Source organism: Corallococcus sp. AB018, assembly GCF_003986945.1.
Lineage (GTDB): Bacteria > Myxococcota > Myxococcia > Myxococcales > Myxococcaceae > Corallococcus > Corallococcus exiguus.
Genome location: NZ_RAWR01000082.1, coordinates 1 through 18,997, shown reverse-complemented (window position 1 = coordinate 18,997; position 18,997 = coordinate 1). Strand labels below are relative to the sequence as shown.

The following is an 18,997-nucleotide window of genomic DNA, read 5'->3' as shown; positions in this document are numbered from 1 at the left end:
TTCCCTGAACTACGAGTCGGACACGCGCCTCGTGTTCGTCGCTCTGATGGTGTTGTGCGCTGGCGGGCTCATCGCCTGGTCGCTGTTCGCCAAGGTCCCGCTCGTCAAGGCCAGCTCACAGGCCCGGATCGAGCCACACAACGCCGTCCATCGCATCGAGCCGCCCAGCGCGGGCAGGGTCGTGCTCTCGCTGCTCAAACTCGACCAGGAGGTCAAGGAAGGCGACCTTCTCATCGAGTTCGACGCACGGGTCGAGCGCCTCGAACTCGAGCGGAGTAAGGCGACGCTCTCCGCGACCGAGAAGGAGCTCGCCATCATCCGTCAGCAGATCACCAACAAGCGCGAAGAGGCGGCTTTGACGGCACGGGTGGACGAGGTCGCGGTCAAGGAGGCGCTGGGGAGGGAGCAGGAGCTCGCGCCCAGGCACCGGCTCGCGGTGGAACGCGAGCAGCTGGCCCTCAAGAGCCCGACGGGCTCGGTCTCGGAGATGGAGAAGCTCGAGCGCACGACCGATGTCGACGCGCTCCGCTTCGCGCAGACGGCGCAGGGCCTGGCGCTCACCCGACTGCGGCACGAGCAGAACGTGCGCCGTCAAGCCCTCGCCGCGCAGCTGCTGGCGCTCGAGCGCGAGGAGCTGGGCGCCGAGGGGCGGATCCGGGACCTCCAGGGCACCATCGACCGCCTTGAGTACCAGATCGAGCGGAAGCTGTATCGGGCGCCGGCCACGGGCCACCTGGTCGACGTGGCGGAGCTCGGCGCGGGAGCGTTCATCGCCGACGGGCAGCGGGTCGGCACCATCGTCGCGAGCGATGCCGAGGTGCGGGTGCGCGCCCGTTTCCCGAAGGAGGTCGTCGGATTGATCCAGCCCGGTCAAACGGCGCGCCTCAAGCTCGACGGCTACCCGATGACCATCTACGGGACGGTCCCCGCCAGGGTGACGGCCGTCGGGACCGAGCCCGGCCAGACCGCCACGCCCGAGGCCATCCCCGGTACGGTGCGCGTCGAGCTCAAGTTCGCACCGCCGGACGATCCTCGCATCCAGCTGCGCCACGGCATGACCCTGGTGGTGGAGGTCGAGGTCGCGCGGGCGTCGCCTGTCGCGCTGCTGATGCGGGCGGTCGGCGAATGGAATCCGCAGCCTGAAGAAGGGCCCACGACCGTGTTTCGGCCCGAAGCCGAGGCACGCTGACCATGACTCCTCCCAGGCGCCGGCGCTCGATCATTCCCGAGGTGATCCAGATCTCGGCGACGGATTGCGGCCCCGCTTCACTCAAGAGCCTGTTCGCGGGGATGGGCGCCGAGCTCAACTATCGCGTCCTTCGCGAAGTGTGTCAGACGGACGTCGATGGCACCTCGATCGTCACCTTGGATGAAGTCGCGAACCAGCTCGGGCTCGACTCCGAGCAGGTGATGCTTCCGCTCGATCACGTGGTGGTCCCCGAAGCCAAGGCGCTTCCCGCCATCATCGTCACGCTCAGCGCGGGAGGACGGCCGCACTTCGTGGTGCTGTGGAATCGCGTCGGCCCGTTCATCCAGGTCATGGACCCGGCGGCGGGCCGTCACTGGACCCGGATTTCGACGCTGCTGAGCCACCTGTACCAGCACACCACGTCCGTCCCGGCGACCGGCTGGCGCGAATGGGCTGGGTCCGAGGAGGCGGTCGCGACGTTCGAGCGCCGCCTGCTGGAGCTGGGTGAGACCGAGGCGCGGGCGCTGGTTGCCCGGGCACTCGAGGACCCCGGGCATCTGTCGATCGCCAGGCTCGACGCCGCGTGCCGGGCGTCCGAAGCGATGATCCGCGCGGGCGCCGTCCGGCGAGGCCGGACGGCGGCGGGTCTGCTGCAATCCATGATGGCGAAGGACGATTCCGGCGAAGTGCCCATTCCCGCTGCCTATTGGTCCGTTCGCCCCAACCCCGAGGTGGAGGGCGAGTTGTCGATGGCCGGCGCGGTGCTGATGCGGGTTCGCGGTTGGCGCGAGGCTTCGAGCGCGGGCGAAGACGCGCCGAGAGCCGTGCTCGCGAGCGACCTGGCGACGGAGCTCGTCGCCAGGCAGGTGAGCCCGGCGCGAACGCTGCTCCGCCTGCGAGGCGAAGATTCGTGGGTCGTTCCGGGCCTGATTGCGGTGGGACTGGTGTTCGCCACCTTCGGGCGGATCCTGCAAGCGCTGATGCTCCGTGGCGTGCTCGACCTGGGGCGCGACCTCGGCACGTTCGCGCAGCGTGCGACGGGCATGGCCGTTCTCGCGGGCGTCGCGCTCTGCTTCATGCTCATCCAAATCCCCATTTCATTGGGATTGCTCGGCATCGGCCGCCGGCTCGAGGTGCGGCTGCGGAAGGCGTATTTCGAGAAGCTCCCCGAGATGGAGGACCGCTATTTCCAGAGCCGGCTCGCCTCCGACATGGCGTCTCGCACGCACAACATCCAGGCGATGCGGTCGCTGCCGCTCCTGCTCTCGCAGGCCTTGGTCCTGTCGCTCGAAGTCGCGAGCATCACTGCCGCGCTCATCTGGGCCGCACCGCACGCATGGCACATCGTGCTCGCGCTCGCGGCGGTCACGCTGCTCGTGCCCCTGGTCGCGCAGAAGCTGCTCTTCGAGCCCGACCTGCGCGTGCAGATGCACTCAGGCGCGCTCAGCGGATTCACCCTGAACGCGCTCGTCGGGCTCACGCCGATCCGGATCCACGGCGCCGAGCGGTCGCTGCGCCGCGCGCAGGAGACCTTGCTCGTCAGCTGGAGCAAGGCGCGCTATTGGCTCCAGACGCTGTCGGTCGGGTTCGAAGGCGGGCTGATGCTGGTGAGCTACGGCCTCGTCATGCTGCTCGTCTATTCGTACCTCGAGGGCACCGATCGGGCTTCGCTGGTGTTGTTGGTCGTCTATTGGGCGCTGCGCTTCCCCATCCTCGGCCAGCGGCTGATGATGCTGAGCCGCGCGTTCCCGAATGCGATGAACCGGGTTCGCCGGCTCCTCGACGTCATCGGCGATATCAAGGATCCGCCGGCCCGGCCCGAGGCGCCAGCGCAGGAGCCTGTCGCGCCCGCGGACGCCGCGAGCGGCGTTTCGATCGTGATGGAGAAGGTCCGCGTGAAAGGCGGCGGTCACACCATCCTCGACAAGGTTTCCTTGAACATCGCCCCCGGCGAGCACGTGGCCGTGGTCGGTGTCTCTGGAGCAGGCAAGTCGACGCTGGTCGGCCTTTTGCTCGGCTGGCTCCGGCCGGCGCGCGGCGAGATCAAGATCGACGGGCAGGTGCTCGATCAGGCCGCTGTCGAGCGGCTGCGGCGCACCACGGCCTGGGTGGATCCGGCGATCAGTCTCTGGAACCAGAGCCTCATCGACAACCTCCGGTATGGCAACGACGGCGCGCACGGCTGGTCACTGTCGGGGGCGCTCAAGGGCGCCGAGATGCTCGACATCCTCGAGGCGCTTCCAGACGGGCTGCAGACGTCGTTGGGCGAAGGCGGAGGGCTGGTCTCGGGCGGCCAGGGTCAGCGCGTGCGCCTGGCGCGCGCGATGCTTCGCTCCGGCGTGCGCCTGGCCATCCTCGACGAGCCCTTTCGCGGTCTCGATCGCGACCGGCGCGCGCGGCTCCTCGCCGAGTCCCGGCGGCTCTGGGCGGACATCACGCTCCTCTGTGTCACCCACGACGTCGAGCACACCCAGGAGTTCGATCGCGTGCTCGTGATCGAGAACGGTCGGATCCTCGAGAACGGGCCGCCGAAGGAGCTGCTCGCGAACAAGGAGTCGCGGTACGCCGTGCTCCTTCGCGCCGACCAGGAGAATCGCACGCTGCTCTGGGGCGGAGGGAGCTGGCGCCATTGGTGGCTTTCGCACGGCCAGCTGGTGGAGAGGCCGGCGCCGAAGCCGGTGGAGACGCCGGTCGCGGAGCCCGTCGCAGGCAAGTTGGAGCTGGCGGGATGACGCGCTCGCACTCCGACCTGTTGTGGCCGGTCGAGCGACTGCCCGACGCGCTGGAGCAGCTGGCGCAGAGGCAAGGCTATGGCAGGGCCGCGGGCGAGATCGCTCCGCCCGCGGCGGCCGTCGAGCCGAGCCGGGTCTGGATGTTCGCGCTCGGAGATCGACTCGGCGTGGAGCTCGAGCCGATCACGCCGCTCTACCACGAGCTGCCCGACGTCCTCGAACGCGCCGCGCCCTGCATCCTCCAGGTCCGGCGAGACGGCGTCCCGTCCTATCTGGTGCTGCTGGGGACGCGGCGCGGGAAGCTGCGCCTGCTCGCGCGCGACGCCACGGCGGTTTCGGTCCAGACGAAGAGCGCGCTCGCGCTCCTGCGCGAAGAGCAGGAAGCCACCGTCTCCGAGGTGGACCAGCTGCTCGGCGGCGTGGAGATGTCGCCCCGTGCGCGCGAGCACGCCCGCTCACGGATGCTGCTGCAGCGGCTTGGCCAGGCGCAGCTGCGCACCGGCTGGATCATGCGCCCCAGGCGCACCGCGAGCCGGCGGACGCTGCTCGGCGACATCCCGTCGCTCGCCGCCGGCATCCTCGTGAGCCACACGCTCCTCTCGCTGGTGCTGGCTGGCTCGTTCTGGTTGCTCGGTCGCGCCGCGCTCCAGGCCCACCTCGAGACCGGCTGGTTCCTGGGGTGGATCGCCGTGATCGCGTGCGCGATTCCGCTGCGCATGCTCGAGGTGTGGTGGCAGGGCGTGTTCTCGATCCGGCTCGGAACGCTGCTGAAGCAGCAGCTCCTCGCGGGAACCCTCAAGCTGACCCCCGACGAGGTGCGGCTCGACGGCATCGGCCGCCATTTCGGCCGCGTCGCCGAGGCCGAGGTCGTCGAGCAGCTCGCGGTCGGCGGTGCCCTGCTCGCGGTGTTGTCACTCGTCGACTTGATCCTGGCGGGCGTCATCCTCGTGCTCGGGGCGGGAGGGTGGCCCCAGGCGATGGTGCTCGTCCTGTGGGTCGTGGTCGCGTTCGTCCTCGCGCGCCGCCACTACGGCGTCCAGCGGGCGTGGTCGAGCGCGCGCGTCGAGATCACCCACGACCTGCTCGAGCGCATGCTCGGCCATCGAACGCGGCTGGCGCAGCTTCCACTCGAGCGCTGGCATGATGGCGAAGACGTTCGCTTGAGCTCCTACTCAGAGATCTCGAAGGTCATGGATCGCCGGACCATGCAGCTGACCGCGCTCCTGCGCGACGGCTGGTTGGTGCTCGCCCTGCTGACCTTGCTGCCGGCGTTCAGCAGCGGTACGGCCAATCCGAGCGCGCTGGCGGTGTCCGTGGGCGGCATCTTGCTCGCGCTGCGAGCCTTCGACGAGGTCGCCGTCTACTTCCAGCAGGTCTCCCAGGCGGCGGTGTCGTTCGAGCAGATCCGCGACTTGTTGCTCGCGGTGGGCCGCCCCGAGCTCGAATCGAAAGTCCCTCTCGAAATGGAGGGAGGCAAGCCCACCGACGCCGCCGGTGGAACCCTCATCGAGGCGCGGGGCGTGACCTTCCGGCACGACGCGCGCACCCGGCCGGTGCTCGAGAACTGCTCGTTCCAGATCGCGCAGGGCGACCGCATCCTGCTGGAGGGCCCATCGGGCGGTGGCAAGTCGACGCTGGTGTCGCTGTTGACGGGCCTGAGGACGCCGCAGGGCGGTGTGATGCTGCTGCACGCGTTGGACCGCGCGACGTTCGGCTCCTCGGGCTGGCGCAAGCGCATCACCGCCGCGCCGCAGTTCCACGAGAACCACGTCCTGTCCGGCAGCTTCGCGTACAATCTCCTGCTCGGGCGCGAGTGGCCGACCTCGCCCGAGCTGCGGACCAAGGCCGCCGCGCTGTGCAAGGAGCTCGGGCTGGACGAGCTGATCGCCAAGATGCCCGCCGGCCTCGAGGAGATGATCGGCGAGACCGGCTGGCAACTCTCGCACGGCGAGAAGAGCCGGCTCTACATCGCGCGCACGCTGCTGCAGGGGGTCGAGCTGGTCATCCTCGATGAGAGCTTCGCCTCCCTCGATCCCGAGACCATGCGGGTCGCGCAGCGCTGCGTCCTCAACCACGCGAAAGCCCTCGTGGTCGTCAGCCACCCATGAGACTTCGATTCACGCTCGCCCTCCTCGCGACGCTCTGCTCCGGTTGCGAGCTGATCCGTCCCGTCGTCGTCGAACCGCCTCTGGCGCCGAGCAGCTACTCGACCGCCGTCGATCCGCGCCCCGAGCCGCCCCAACCGTCCAGCGCCCCCGAGGGCGGGGTTCCAAGCCCGCGGCCGTCGGAGGAGGGCGTGCCCGCGCAGCCAGCCGAGCGCGTCACCCAGGACTCAGTCTGGTGGACGGCGTTCGCCGATCCGGCTCTCGACACGGCCATCCAGGAGTGCTTCGGCGACAACCTGGCCCTGCGCGACGCGCGGGAGCTGATCTACGAGAACCAGCTCGACCCCGCCGTGCCGCAAGGTTGGTGGTACCCGCTCCAGGTCGGCATCCTGAACCCGGCGGGGCTGAGTCATGTCGTCGCCAACGTTCCGCCCGCGCCGCCAACCCGGACCGAGTACAGCGTCGCCACCGTCGGTGTCGGCGTGGCCTACCAGGTCGACCTGTTTGGCGCCCTCGATGCGCAGCGGCGCGCGGGATTGAACTTCGCCGAGCAGCAGCGGCAGCTCACCGAGGGCCGCGTCCAGGACCTCGCGGTGCGGATCACCCAGATCTGGTTCGACATCCTCGAGGCCCGCGCGCTCCGGGACCTCACGCTGCGGCAGATCGACTACAACAAGGAGCTGCTCCAGCTGATTCGAGCGCGGTTCGAGCAGCACCTCACGCCCCGGCTCGTGGTGCTGCAGCAGGAGCAGCTGCTGTTGAACCTCGAATCGCAGGTGCCGCTGATCGCCACCCGGAACGCGCTCTTGAATTCGGAGCTGAAGGCGCTGCTGGGCCGGGTACCCAGCCCCGCCGACGACGTCATTCCACTCGATCGACAGCTTCCCGATCTCCCGCCCCCTCCGAAACTCGGAACGCCGGGCGACCTGAACGCGAACACGCCCGAGATGCGGCTCGCGGAGCTGCGCGTCGCCGAGGTCGAGCACCGCATCAACGCGAACCTGGCGAGCTGGCTTCCGACGATCCAACTGGTGGGCAACGTGGGCGCTTCGAAGTACGGCCTCAAGGAGCCGGTCCTGGGCGAGTCCGTCGTCGGGGTGGGCCTGACCTGGGCCCTGTTCGATGGAAGGCGAGTCACCGAGTACTTGCGACTGCCGATCCAGCTCCAGCGTCGCCACGTCCAATACCAGCTCGCGCTGCACACCGCGATCGGACGGGTGCAGGATGCCGTGGTCCAGGAGGAGAACGAGGCGACGAGCCTGCGCAGCCTGCGCGCGCAGGTCCAGCTCGGGCGGCAGCTCCTGGACGAGGCGAGGCGGATCTTCGAGCAGGGGCAATCGGACTATCTGACGGTGCTCTCCGCCCTGACGAATCTGGTCGGGCTCGAGCGCGCAAGTCTGCAAGCGCAACGGCTGCTGCTCAACCATCGCGTCGAGGTCTATCGCTCGCTCGGCGGCACCTGGTCGCGCGACGTCACACTGGAGCGGGAGTGAGAAGCCATGGCACAGCTGCAAGCGGATGAGATGCTCTACATTCCCAATCGAAAGCGGCTCACGCACGACCGGCTCGACGCAGGGAATGGCCAGCAGGTCCTGCACCTCTTCTATGGCGAGGTGGAGCTCATCTTCGACGAGCCGGACATCGCGCCCCTGGGCGAGAAGCTGCTCCAGGTCGAGCAATTTCAAGCCTCCGACGCCATGGCGTGGTCGGACGGCGCGCCCCATTCCTGGGACAAGATCCGGGACCTGCTCGAAGCATTGATCGAACAGCGGGTGTTGAGGCGGGTCTCGGATGCGCCCACGGGCCGCACCGCGGTGTCCTTCCCTGAGCGGTTGGGTGAGGTGCCAGCCGGGCGTGAGCCGCTCACGTTCAGCGCCCGCGACAATCGTTGCCCCTTTCTGACCGAACAGGCGTTCGGACGGGCGTTCGAGCTCTCGAACCTCGAGGTGGTCGTGCCGGTCTACCGCGTGGCGCATCCGGCGCTCGACGGTGACGGCCGGCAAGTGGGCGAGAACAACGTCGCACCGCGCACCTTGTTCCTCGATCTCCCCACCGTGCGCAAGCAGTGCCAATACGCCGGGAGCCGGTACCAGAACGAACTCCCGATGAACGTGACCGCGATGAAGGCCATGGCGCGTCAGTGGCCGGACCTGCTCTCGCTGACCGAGCAGTTCCGCAAGGCCTTCCTCGCGCGCATGCCACCCCGGACCCCGGGCGTGCTCACAGCGGGCGAGCTCCACATGATGGTCGTCTGCACACTCGCGTCGGTCGGGTACGTGCTGGTGCGGGGCACCCATCCGGTGCCGAACGGAGAACTCGACAGCGGGCTCGCGGCCATGTTCCGGCTGATCGACGGAGTTCGCCTGGTCACCAACGACCTGGTGCGCGAAGCCCCCGAGCAGCCCGTCACCGCGCAAACGATCGTGGACTATGCCGAGCGTCACGCGGTCTTCCATGGTCCGCACGGCGTGTGCGCCGGGCCGCCGGCGCTGATCAACGAGTATCTGCAGGTGTTGACCGGCTCGGCCCCGGCACCCATCGAGGCCCAGCCCGACATCGCAGCGCGCCTCGGCGATCTCGACGCCGCGATCGATTACGGCCTGCTCGGGCAGCGCGTCGAATCGGTGGTCCGCTTCCTCGGCGCGACCCAGGGGCTGCTCCACGAACGGCTCCGGGCGGCGTTCGCCGGACACCTCCCGCGCACCGCGCTGCAAGAGTGCGTGGAGGCGCCCATCGATGTCGCGCATTACCCGTTGCTCCGGGACGATTTCCCACTCGCCGAGACATACCAGCGCGAGATCAAGCTCAGCCGCTGGTTGTTCGCGCGCATCGGCGAGGCGTTCCCCGGCACGCCACAGGGCACCTCGCTGGACGCGCTGGCGAAGCTGGAGCCCGCCGAGCAGGCCACGAGCCAGCGGCGACTGGCCGAGCTCTTCGCGCATGGGCTGCCGGGAGACAAGGTCGTGGCGGAGCCCCTCCGCGGTGAGCTCGCTGGCGTCGCTGCCAGCGCGTTCGCCCTCGAGCGCCGGTGCCTGCGCGTCGTCGAGCGCGAGCAAGCGATGCTGAACCAGCGGCTCCGGCGCCCGGATCACCCCCTGACCGGCACGGACCTGGCTGTGTTCACGCGGCCGCGCAATGGCCCCCCGTTGGCGGAGACCCTCGCGCGCGGCCTGGGCGTCTTGGTCACCAGCGACTCTGCCTCGACCGTGCTGGGCTACGGTGAGAGCAGCCTCACGTTGAAGGACTAGAGGATTCGATGCATCCAGAGCTCGTCCGCCGCTTCCACGAACCGATTCGCGATGAGGCTGCGCGCCGGTATGGCCTGTCGCCCGAGCAGCTCACCGAGCTCGTGGCCTTCGAGAACTTCGTCTACGAGGCGGAGAACGACGACGGCGAGGGCCTGATCTTGCGCATCTCGCACAGTACGCGGCGAACGATCGACTACACGCTGGGTGAGGTCGAGTTCGTTCGCTATCTGGCCGCCGCGCGCATTCCCATCGCCTCGCCGGTCCTCTCCGATTCGGGGCAGTTCGTGGAGCGGATCGAAGACCGTGAGCCCGGCAGCTACTTCGTCGCCACCGCGTTCGAGCGCGCGCCGGGCATCGTCTTCGACGACGCGCCTCCGCTCAAGGAGCGCTACTGGAAGCCCCCCCTGTTCCGCGACCTGGGCCGGCTGTTCGCGCGGCTCCACAACCGCGCCCAGACCTACGCGCCTTCGAGCCCCAGGCTCAAGCGCCAGGAATGGCATGAGTACGACGTGGTCGACATCGACCGGTTCGCGCCTCCCGAGGAGAAGCTCGTTCGCGAGCGCACCGCGGCGATCATCGCGCGATTGAACCAGCTACCGCGAACACCGGAGAGCTACGGGCTGATCCACGCCGATCTCCACATGCACAACTTCTGCTTCGCCGAAGGGAAGATCACCGCGTTCGACTTCGACAACTGCGAGTACGCGTGGTTCGTCAAGGACATCGCGGTACTCCTCTTCTACATCGCGCGAGGCGAGGCTCGAGAGGCGCGCGACGAAGCGGCCACTGCGTTCCTGGGGCCGTTCCTCGAAGGGTATCGGGAACTCCGACGGATGGAGCGCGAGTGGCTCGCGGCCGTGCCGGACCTGCTCGCGCTCCAGCGCTCGATGAATTACGCGCTGTTCCACCAGTATCGCGACCCGGCCGTGCTTGACGAGAGCACGCTCGACCGGTGGGGGCGGTTCCGGCGCGACATCGAAGCGGCCACACCCGTCCTGCAGATTGATTTCACGAGCTTCTAGCGCATCCGTGCGGGTGCGGTGGCTGCGGCCCCACTGCCGCCATCGCCTGCGGCTACAGTGGATGAAATGACGCTGAGCGTCGCCCGCTTCCGTGGACACCCCCAATGTGATGGAAGGGTGTTCGATGTCGGAGAGCAAGAAGCAGCAGAGGCGGCATGCGCCGCAGTGGTTCCGAGGGCTCGAAGCTGCTCCGTCCGGGGGCTCAGCGTGAACCCTCCGTGGCCTCGCGGTCACGCTGGCGGAGCAGGGCCGCAGCTCGGGTCCGGACGCTGGCCATGGGGTGCTCTCGGGCCGCCTCCTCCAGTGAGGGCACCGCGGCCTCGCCCAGGTCCTTGCGGAGGAAGTCCTGGCAGGTGCCGTGGAACCGGTCACTGACGAGGCATCCGATCGCGTTCTGGATGACGACCGGCGCGTTGCGGTACGCGGCGTCATTGCGCAGCGCCGCCCGGTAGGCCGCCACGCCATCCACCCAGCGGAGGTTGTCGAAGTCGACGTTCCCCTCCAGGTAGCGGACATAGGCGCTTGTCGGGTACTTCGCCGCCAGCTTCTTCAACGCCGCCAGGGCCGCGTCCCGTCGCTGCGCCTTGATCAGCCGGTGGACCTCGTCGATGCCCGGGAGCTGCTCCACGACGGGCTGCCAGGCCGTGGCGCCCGTCGGAGCCTCCGCTGGTGCTTTCTCACTCGCGGGGGGCTTGGGCGACGGGCTTTCAGGGGACACAGGCGCCGGGCCCGCGGACCTCGAGGCCAACGCCCATCCGCCAAGGCCCACCGCGGCCAGGGAGAGCACGACCGCGCCTCCCACCACCCGGCGCGAGCGGCTCCGGGCGGGCGGGGGCGTCGTGGGGCCAGACCGGATCGTGGCCTCGGACTCCGCAGGAGCCACCGGCAGGGGCTCCGGAGCGCGGGCTTCGGCCTGAAGGTCCACCGGCGTCGCGCGGGGCTGCGCCCGGCCGTTCCGGGTCGCGAGCACTTCCTCCCTGGGACGTGACGGCGTGGGCGCGGAGGAGCGCGGCTCCCCCGAGGCATCGCCTGCCACGGGAGCCACGGAACGCACCGCCGGACCGGCCCCGGCCCCTTCGAGCGCGGCCAGGAACTCCGTGGCGGACTGGAAGCGAGCCCCCGGGGCCTTCTCCATCGCTTTCGCCAGCGTCGCTTCGAGCTCCGCGGAGAAGCCCGCGTCAGGTGCGGCGTCGCGCAACCGGGGCGGAGTCACCTCGCGCTGCATGCGCAGCAGCTCCGCGTTGCTGGTGGCGTTGAAGGGTTTCTTCCCGGTGAGAAGCTCGTAGAGCAGCACGCCGGTGGCGTACAGGTCCGTGGGCGGACCCACCGGCTCGCCGTGGATCTGCTCTGGGGCCATGTAGGACGGAGTCCCGAGCATCATCCCCGATGTGATGCCCGTCACCTCGTCGCGCAGCTTGGCGAGCCCGAAGTCGAGGATGCGCACCTGCTCCCCGAGTCCGACGGCGTGGGTGACGATGATGTTCTCGGGCTTGATGTCGCGGTGGATGATGCCCTGGTCGTGCGCATGGGCCAGACCCGCGAGCACCTGCCGCACGGCGCTCAGGGCCCGGGCCGGCTGCAGTGGGCCGTCGCGCAGCAGCGCCCGAAGCGTCTCGCCGGTGACGAAGTCCATCACCATGTACGGCGACTCCTGATCCACGCCGAAGTCGATGACCGACACGCAGCACGGATGGGTGAGGCGGCTCATCGCGCGCGCCTCCACCTGGAAGCGCTTGCGGAAGTCGTCATCGCGCGCCGCCCACGCGTGCAGGAACTTGATGGCGACGGACTTGCCCACCTCCAGCCGTTCGCCCCGGTACACCATGCCCATGCCACCGGCGGCGAGCCGCTCGATGATGCGGTAGCGCTCCTGCAACACCGAGCCGATGCGAGGATCCGTCACGGCCGTGGGCTCATTCATGGGCGCGCAAGATAACAAGTAGCGGCGCGAATCTTCTGCTGACCTGTCGTCGGTTCCTTCACGCACGCGCGGTGAAACGGCCGAGCTACTCGAAGGCGGTGAAGGAGAAGGTCGTCTGGAAATCGACGTCGGCTCCCTTGCTCATGAACGTGGGGGCCGCGGAGCCGCGCAGCACCACGTTGAACTTGCCATCGAGGAAGCGGGGGTAGTCGGCATCCGGAAGCGCTTCGGAGTCGAAATCCACCTCCATCGCCACAGGGCCGCTTCCGCTCGGCTCCGCAAGGTGGCCAGCGGCATAGGTGTTGTTGGACTCATTCATGAGGAAGAGCACCTCCACCCGGCCGTTGAACACCTCGGAGAGCGAGGCCACGCCTACGCTTCCGGCACCCAGCGTCAGGGTGAGGCTCTTCAACTCAACGCGCGAGGGCGACTGGCCATCCAGTTCCCGGCGAGCATCATCCACAAAGACCTTGAAGGGGTTGCCGGACTCGCTCTCGATACTCTTCTGCGAGGTAACGGTGCCGTTGGCGGTGTCCGAGGACTTGGCCTTGAGGTTGATGCCAACGGGGGCCGAAATGGACACCGGATCCCCGCAGCCAATCAGCGGGAGGGTGCACAGCACCAGCAGGAGAAAGCGGTTCACTTCGAGGGCTCTCTTTCAGCGGCACGAGCGCTCCCGGCCCAGAGCGCCACGGGTTGCCGCTTGTGTAGAGAGGACCCTCTGGCGGAGTCGCCGGCCACATGCGCGGGGGAGAGTTCTCCGAACCAGTGGCTTGGACAGCCCAATCGGGTTCGCTCCCCTCTAGGATGTCCGGACATGCCCACCACCACCTTCCGCAACGCCCGCGCCTCGGACCTGCCCACCATCATCCAGTTGCTCGCGAATGACGACATCGCGCGCTCGCGCACCGGTTACGCCGAGGAGGTCACTCCCGCAGTCGATGCCGCGTTCAAGGAAATCACCGCCGACGCGAACAACGAGATCGTCGTGGGCGAGCAGGACGGGCAGGTCATCGCCACGCTCCAGCTCACGTACATCCCGGGCCTGGGCCGCGGCGGGATCCGGCGGGCACTGGTGGAAGAGGTGCGCGTGCGCTCGGACCTGCGTGGGCAGCGCATTGGGGAAGCGCTGATGAATGAGGCGATGGAGCGCGCTCGGGCCCGGGGCTGCACCCTGATTCAGCTCACCACCGACAAGCGGCGCCACGAAGCCCAGCGCTTCTATGCGCGGCTGGGATTCGTGGCGAGCCACGAGGGCATGAAGCGCACGCTCTGAACGACTACTTCAAGGCGGCGGGGTCCATCCAGAAGGACTCCCACTGGTGGCCGTCCAGGTCCTCGAAGCTGCGCTGGTACATGAAGCCCTGGTCCATTTTCTCCTTGGTCTCCTTCGCGCCCGCCGCCAGCGCCTTCTCCACCAGCGAGTCGACCGCGGCACGGCTCTCCGCCGTCAGGGCGATGATGGCCGCGGTGGAGGTCTTCGTGTCCGCGATCTCCTTCTTGATGAAGCCCTTGAAGAACGGCTTCACCAGCAGCATCGCGTAGATGTCCTCGCTGATGATCATGCAGGTGGCGTTGGCGTCGGTGAACTGGGGGTTGAACGTGTAGCCCAGCTTCGTGAAGAAACCGACCGCGCGGTCCAGCGACTCGACGGGGAGGTTGACGAAGATCTTGGTGCCCATGGTGCATCTCCTGGCGGAAGAAAGGGGATGAAGTGAACGTCGCCTTCATCCACGCGACGAACCTGCTCCGGTGGGATCGACACCGGATTTATTATTTCCCCGCGCCGCCGCCAACCCGCTGGAATCACAGCACTTTGCCGGGGTTGAGCAGGCCCAGCGGGTCGAGCGCGCTCTTGATCGCCTGGTGCAGGCGCAGCGTCTCCAGCCCCAGCTGCGCGCCCAGGAAACCGCGCTTGAGGGACCCCACGCCGTGCTCGCCCGTGATGGTGCCTCCCAGGGCCAGCGCCGCGTGCAGGATGTCATCGAACGCTTCCTTCGCCCTCGCGAGCGCCTTCGGATCCTTCCGGTCGAAGACGACGGTGGGGTGCATGTTCCCGTCGCCCGCGTGCCCGAACGTCCCGATGAGCACCCCGTGCTTTCCCGCGATGCGCTCCACCGCCGCGAGCAGCTCCGGGATGCGCACGACAGGCACGCCCACGTCATCCAGCAGCGTGGCACCGCGCTGCTCCAGCGCCGGGAAGGCGAAGCGACGGGCGCCCATGAGCAGCTCACCTTCGACTTCGTCGGCGGTGCTCAGCACGGAGGTCGCTCCGGCCCGCTCGCAGGCCGCGACCATCAGCGCCAGCTCCTCTTCTCCCTGCACGCCGCCCGCGTCGGAGCGCGCAATGAGCAGGGCCTCGGCCTCGACGTCCAGGCCCATGGGCTTCCAGGACTCCACGGCGCGCACGGTGGTGCGGTCCATCAGCTCCAGCACGGACGGGCGTGAACGCTCCATGATGTCGCAGACGGCCGTGCCCGCGCTCACGAGCGTGGGGAACGCGGCCACCAGCGTCGTCGCCTTCGACGGCCGGGGCCGGAGCCGCAGCGTCGCCTCGGTGAGGACGCCCAGTGTGCCCTCCGAGCCGATGAAGAGCCGCGTCAGGTCGTAGCCCGCCACGTTCTTCACCGTCCGCCCGCCAGTGCGCACCACGGTGCCGTCCGCGAGCACCGCCTCCAGCCCCAGCACCGCGTCACCCGTCACGCCGTACTTCACGCAGCACAGGCCTCCCGCGTTGGTGGCCAGGTTGCCGCCGATGGAGGAGAACTCCCAGCTCGCGGGATCCGGTGCGTACCAGAGGCCCTGCTCCGCGGCGGCGGCCTTCACCGCGCCGTTGAGCGCACCGGGCTGGACGACGGCCAGCATGCCGCGACGGTCCACCTCCAGGATGCGGTTCATCCGCATGAGTGACAGGACGATGCAGCCGTCGCTCGCGTTCGCGCCACCCGACAGGCCCGAGCCCGCGCCCCGAGGCACCACCGGCACGCGCAGCGCCGTGGCCACGCGGAGCACGGCCTGCACCTCGGACGTGGACGCGGGCCGCACCAGCACCCTCGGCATGCCCGAAGGCGCCCACTCCGCCTGGTCGCGCCGGTGCGCCGCGAGCACGTCCGGATCCGTGATGACCGCCTCCGCTGGCAACACCTCCGCCAGCGCTCGCTCCACGTCGACCGTCATGAGGGCCTCCCAGGCTCTGGAACGTGAACGGCGGGCCGGCCACCCGTCATCCGTTCCCTGGCTCCCCAGCTTGCCTCGGAGCCGGAGCCGCTTCACCCACAAGGTCCCCCGTAGCGGATGGATTCAGGGGAAGATGGGGCCCGGATGACGACCCGAACAGCCGAGGCGGACCTCATCCAGACCCTGACGTCCCTCGAACGCCCGCTGCCCACGCGGCTGGCGAATCCCTTCCATCCAGCGTCTCCCGGGCCCTGGGGGCTGCGTGCGGCGGAGATGCTCCAGCAGCGGCTGCGACAGGAACCCGCGTACACCGAAGCCTTGTGGCGGCCGAGCGGCGGCAAGATGTTCGGCGTGCTGGTGGTCGCGGCGCCCGACGGACGGGTGGGGTTCCTGAGCGCCTTCTCCGGGATGCCGAAAGGTGCGTGGAACGTGGAGGGTTTCGTGCCGCCGCTGTTCGACCCGGTGGCCCGCGACGCGTTCTGGCCCGAGGGAGAGGCGGATCTGGCCGCGCTGGGACATCAGCATGCGGCGCTGTCCCGGGAGGCCGAGATGCTGCGCGCGCAGGGGGACGCTCCTTCGCTGCGCGACGTGGAGGCGCTCCTGGCGGAAGTGGAGCACGTGCGCGCCGAACGTTCACGAGCCCTGTGGCGGCAGGTGACCCAGGGATATGTCATTCCCAATGCGCGCGGTGAAACCCAGACATTGGCCTCGCTGTTCGCGCCCAAGCCTCCACCCGGTGGCGCCGGTGACTGCGCGGCGCCCAAGTTGCTGGCGTATGCCTTTCGCAACGGATTGACGCCTGTGGACCTCGCGGAGTTCTGGTGGGGAGCACCGCCGCTCGATGGCCGCAGGGAATCCGGTGCGTACTACCCGGCGTGTGACAACAAATGCGGCACGGTGCTGCCGTACATGTTGCAGGGATTGGATGTGGAGCTGCCGCCTCCCACCGCGCCAGCCGTACCCGAACCGCCCGTCCTCCATGAGGACCCCTGGCTCCTCGTGGTGGACAAGCCCGAGGGGCTGCCCACGCTCCCCGGACGCCATGCGCCCACGCGCGACTCGGTGCTCGTCCGCCTCCAGCCCCGGTTCCCGGAGCTGACCTCCGCCAGCTCCCTCCACGAACTGGACCCCGAGTCCTCCGGCCTCCTCGTCATCGCCCGGGACGCGGAGACCCGCGCCTCGCTCCAGCGCCAGTTCTCCCAGCGCGAGGCGGAGCACCGTCACGTCGCCTGGGTGGACGGCCGCGTGGAGGGAGACTCGGGCCTCATCGACCTGCCGCTGCGCCCGGTGGCCCACGCGTCATTGGAGGACTGCGTGGACGCCCGCCACGGCAAGCGGACCCGGAGCGCGTGGAAGGTCCTCCAGCGCGAGGCGGCCCGGACCCGGGTGGAGTTCGTTCCAACGACCCATCCGGCCCACACGTTGCGTATCCATGCAGCGCATCGCCTGGGGCTGGGACTGCCCATCGCCGGGGACGCGCGCTTTGGACGAGAGGACGCGCGGCTGATGCTCCATGCCGACGCGCTGACCTTCGTGCATCCACGCACGGGCGAGCGTCTGTCATTCACCTCGCCCGCGCCGTTTTGAAGTCTGGCGGCGTGAATTGTTTGATCAATTCAAAGGCTCGCGGCGACCAAGGGAAAAGGAAGGGCGGGAAGGCCCTTCATGAACAGACACCCCTACCTTGGAGAGGAATCCCATGGCCTACGCACGCAAGAACTCCGGCTCGAAGTCCATCATCGCGGGCCTGCTGCTGGCCGCGACGGCGCTCACCGGCTGCGGAGAGGACGACATCAAGCGCAAGTACCAGGGGACGTACGAACTGGATCTCCAACTCGACACCGGCGCGAAGGTGGCCGAGGGCGACCTGGACGTGGGCTTCAGCGTCTACAACGACGATGAAGCCATCATCTCGATGAACAAGCTGCTGTGCACCCTCTCCGCCAGCTACATGGGGAAGGTCGCCGGGCCCGGTGCGGAAGGCGGCGAGGTGGAGTTCGAGCTGCTGCGCGACGTGCGCCCGGATCAGATCCTCGCGTGCCCCGTGCCCGCGGAGTTGGGAGAGAACCTCTGGCTGCAGTTCCGCTTGGGCACGGGTCGCGTGGAGAACCAGCAGCTGACCATCGACTACTCCGGAACGGTGCAGCGGGGCACCCTGGAGGAGCTCGCGGCGGGCGGCGGCACGCGCGTGGGGTCCTTCGGCTACACGTTCCTGGGCAATGAGGTGGCGCTGCCCTGATGCACTCCCGTCGTCCACCGCGCGACACCGGGTGTGGCGGGCCCCAGCGGCTTTCCACATCCGGTCCTCGTCGCGGCGGACGTCGGATGCCATGCATTGACCCCTCCCGTCAGGTGCTTGCGCGATTCCTGCGTTGCGCGCATACCCTGGCTTTCGCGAAGTGGGGGGCAGGGGTCGTGCTCGAACTCAATTTGGAAGCCGAAGCCTGGATGCCCTTGTCGGGCGATGCGGAGCGCCACGCGCTGGACCATTCGTGGCCCTCCTCGGAAGAGGGCTGCGTGCGCTTCGTCGTGGGCGAGGACTTCTTCCGCCTGGAGCACGACGTCCGCCTGGAGCTCTACCGCGAGCTGGCGGAGCGGATGCTCGGCGTGTTCCGCGAGCTCACCCCGCTCGGCGGCTGGCTCTACGCGTTGGATCCGCAGCACCCCTGCTACCGCCTCCACCCGCACGTCCGCTTCGAGACCGGCGCGACGCTGGAGGAGATGACCGGGCTCTACACGCGCGAACACATGGAGCGCGTGGAGCGCGGCATCCACCCGCCGTCGTTCGAACCGCGCTGGGCCATGGACGTCCACCCGGCGGGGGACCCGGAGCACCTCTTCGCGCCGCCGGACTTCCACTTCGTCTTCGCCGCGCGCTACCGCGTGGGCAACTTCGACGGGCTGGAGGCCCCGGGCCGAGGCCCCATCGAGACGGAGACCTACGAGCTGCTGGGACACCGCCTCATCGCCGCCGTGGAACGGAACCCGCCGGCGCTCTTTCAGCGCGCGCGCAGGTTGGGTCCTGACGACTGAGGGGAAGCCGGAACGTCAGGCCGGCCGGGGCACGGTGCGCGGGCGGGGCTCACCCTCGTAGTAGAGGTTGGCGCGCCCCTCGCCGTAGACGACCAGCACCCGGTCGTTCTCCTCCAGGAGCCCCGACGTCTTCTGCGTGACCTTGCGGACCAGCGTGTCGAGCTGTGCCGGACCCTGCTTGCTGCTGGCCCGGACCGTGACGACTGGCATTCGGTGTTCCGCTCCTGGTGACCTCCCGCGACGGCAGGAAGGGCGTTGCGTGTCATAGCCAAGGGAACACTTCGTTGACAAGTGCGCGCTGCCACGGTGGATAGAGGTCATGCTCCACCTCGCTCGCGCATTGCTGGTTGTTTCGCTTGCCCTGGTCTCCACCACCGCCGCCGCGCAGTCGCGCGAAGCCCTGGACCTGCGGGGCCACGTGTCGCCCACGCCCGCCTGGCTGCCCCGGGGCGTGTTCCTGGGCACTCAAATCAACAACGGCGCCATCATCCCCAACCTGCGCATCCAGTGGGAGTTCACCATCTTCCAGGACCGCAAGGACGCGTGGATCGCCGTCCTGGAGGGTGGGGT

General features: G+C 68.9%; 15 protein-coding genes and 1 pseudogene. 11 read left to right on the top strand and 5 right to left on the bottom strand.

The features are described from left to right. Positions 1-31 precede the first annotated feature (31 nt). Genes D7Y11_RS18715 through D7Y11_RS18690 form a run of 6 tightly spaced genes read left to right on the top strand, consistent with a single transcriptional unit; the run spans position 32 to position 10,296 of the window. Positions 32-1,189: an HlyD family secretion protein gene (locus D7Y11_RS18715; RefSeq protein WP_233607328.1), complete on the top strand. Its 1,158-nt coding sequence runs from the start codon at positions 32-34 to the stop codon at positions 1,187-1,189. Positions 1,190-1,191: 2 nt separating this feature from the next. Beyond that, positions 1,192-3,921 (top strand): ATP-binding cassette domain-containing protein, encoded by a 2,730-nt coding sequence (locus D7Y11_RS18710; RefSeq protein ID WP_126934359.1) that lies wholly within the window; start codon positions 1,192-1,194, stop codon positions 3,919-3,921. Continuing rightward, entirely contained in the window at positions 3,918-6,029 is a 2,112-nt protein-coding gene (locus D7Y11_RS18705; protein ID WP_120580025.1) for an ABC transporter ATP-binding protein, read from the top strand. Before D7Y11_RS18710 ends, D7Y11_RS18705 begins: the two co-directional genes overlap by 4 nt. Further along, positions 6,026-7,519, top strand: a complete 1,494-nt coding sequence (locus D7Y11_RS18700; RefSeq protein WP_126934358.1) for a TolC family protein — start codon at positions 6,026-6,028, stop codon at positions 7,517-7,519. Before D7Y11_RS18705 ends, D7Y11_RS18700 begins: the two co-directional genes overlap by 4 nt. 6 nt (positions 7,520-7,525) lie before the next feature. Beyond that, positions 7,526-9,274 carry a hypothetical protein gene (locus tag D7Y11_RS18695; RefSeq protein ID WP_126934357.1) on the top strand — a complete coding sequence of 583 codons (1,749 nt, stop codon included), beginning with the start codon at positions 7,526-7,528 and terminating at the stop codon, positions 9,272-9,274. Between the two features lie 8 nt (positions 9,275-9,282). Next, positions 9,283-10,296, top strand: a complete 1,014-nt coding sequence (locus tag D7Y11_RS18690; RefSeq protein ID WP_126934356.1) for a phosphotransferase enzyme family protein — start codon at positions 9,283-9,285, stop codon at positions 10,294-10,296. Between the two features lie 202 nt (positions 10,297-10,498). Here D7Y11_RS18690 and D7Y11_RS43840 read toward each other — a convergent pair whose 3' ends face one another. Together D7Y11_RS43840 and D7Y11_RS18680 are read right to left on the bottom strand one after the other, a co-directional pair. Then, positions 10,499-12,217 (bottom strand): serine/threonine-protein kinase, encoded by a 1,719-nt coding sequence (locus D7Y11_RS43840; protein WP_126934355.1) that lies wholly within the window; start codon positions 12,215-12,217, stop codon positions 10,499-10,501. 85 nt (positions 12,218-12,302) lie between these two features. Then, entirely contained in the window at positions 12,303-12,860 is a 558-nt protein-coding gene (locus D7Y11_RS18680; protein ID WP_120578884.1) for a hypothetical protein, read from the bottom strand. Positions 12,861-13,034: 174 nt separating this feature from the next. Between D7Y11_RS18680 and D7Y11_RS18675 the strand changes: the two genes are divergently transcribed. Then, positions 13,035-13,493 carry a GNAT family N-acetyltransferase gene (locus D7Y11_RS18675; RefSeq protein ID WP_120578885.1) on the top strand — a complete coding sequence of 153 codons (459 nt, stop codon included), beginning with the start codon at positions 13,035-13,037 and terminating at the stop codon, positions 13,491-13,493. Positions 13,494-13,497: 4 nt separating this feature from the next. On the opposite strand, the gene D7Y11_RS18670 is transcribed toward D7Y11_RS18675, so the two are convergent. Further along, on the bottom strand, positions 13,498-13,899 hold the full coding sequence (locus D7Y11_RS18670; protein WP_120578886.1) for a VOC family protein: 402 nt from the start codon (positions 13,897-13,899) through the stop codon (positions 13,498-13,500). Positions 13,900-14,023: 124 nt separating this feature from the next. Beyond that, positions 14,024-15,394, bottom strand: coding sequence for an FAD-binding oxidoreductase (locus D7Y11_RS18665; protein WP_126934354.1), 1,371 nt, complete (start codon positions 15,392-15,394; stop codon positions 14,024-14,026). A gap of 144 nt (positions 15,395-15,538) precedes the next feature. On the opposite strand from D7Y11_RS18665, the gene D7Y11_RS18660 reads away from it, so the two are divergent. The 3 genes from D7Y11_RS18660 to D7Y11_RS18650 all read left to right on the top strand — a co-directional run bounded on the left by D7Y11_RS18660 (position 15,539) and on the right by D7Y11_RS18650 (position 18,427). Beyond that, entirely contained in the window at positions 15,539-16,981 is a 1,443-nt protein-coding gene (locus D7Y11_RS18660) for an RluA family pseudouridine synthase (RefSeq protein WP_121751304.1), read from the top strand. 112 nt (positions 16,982-17,093) lie between these two features. Beyond that, positions 17,094-17,633, top strand: coding sequence for a hypothetical protein (locus D7Y11_RS18655; RefSeq protein WP_126934353.1), 540 nt, complete (start codon positions 17,094-17,096; stop codon positions 17,631-17,633). A gap of 176 nt (positions 17,634-17,809) precedes the next feature. Then, positions 17,810-18,427, top strand: coding sequence for a DUF2716 domain-containing protein (locus tag D7Y11_RS18650; protein WP_158624493.1), 618 nt, complete (start codon positions 17,810-17,812; stop codon positions 18,425-18,427). 15 nt (positions 18,428-18,442) lie between these two features. Here D7Y11_RS18650 and D7Y11_RS18645 read toward each other — a convergent pair whose 3' ends face one another. Continuing rightward, positions 18,443-18,637 carry a hypothetical protein gene (locus tag D7Y11_RS18645; protein WP_120578891.1) on the bottom strand — a complete coding sequence of 65 codons (195 nt, stop codon included), beginning with the start codon at positions 18,635-18,637 and terminating at the stop codon, positions 18,443-18,445. Positions 18,638-18,746: 109 nt separating this feature from the next. On the opposite strand from D7Y11_RS18645, the pseudogene D7Y11_RS18640 reads away from it, so the two are divergent. After that, positions 18,747-18,997: pseudogene (locus D7Y11_RS18640) on the top strand (hypothetical protein); the annotation flags it as partial.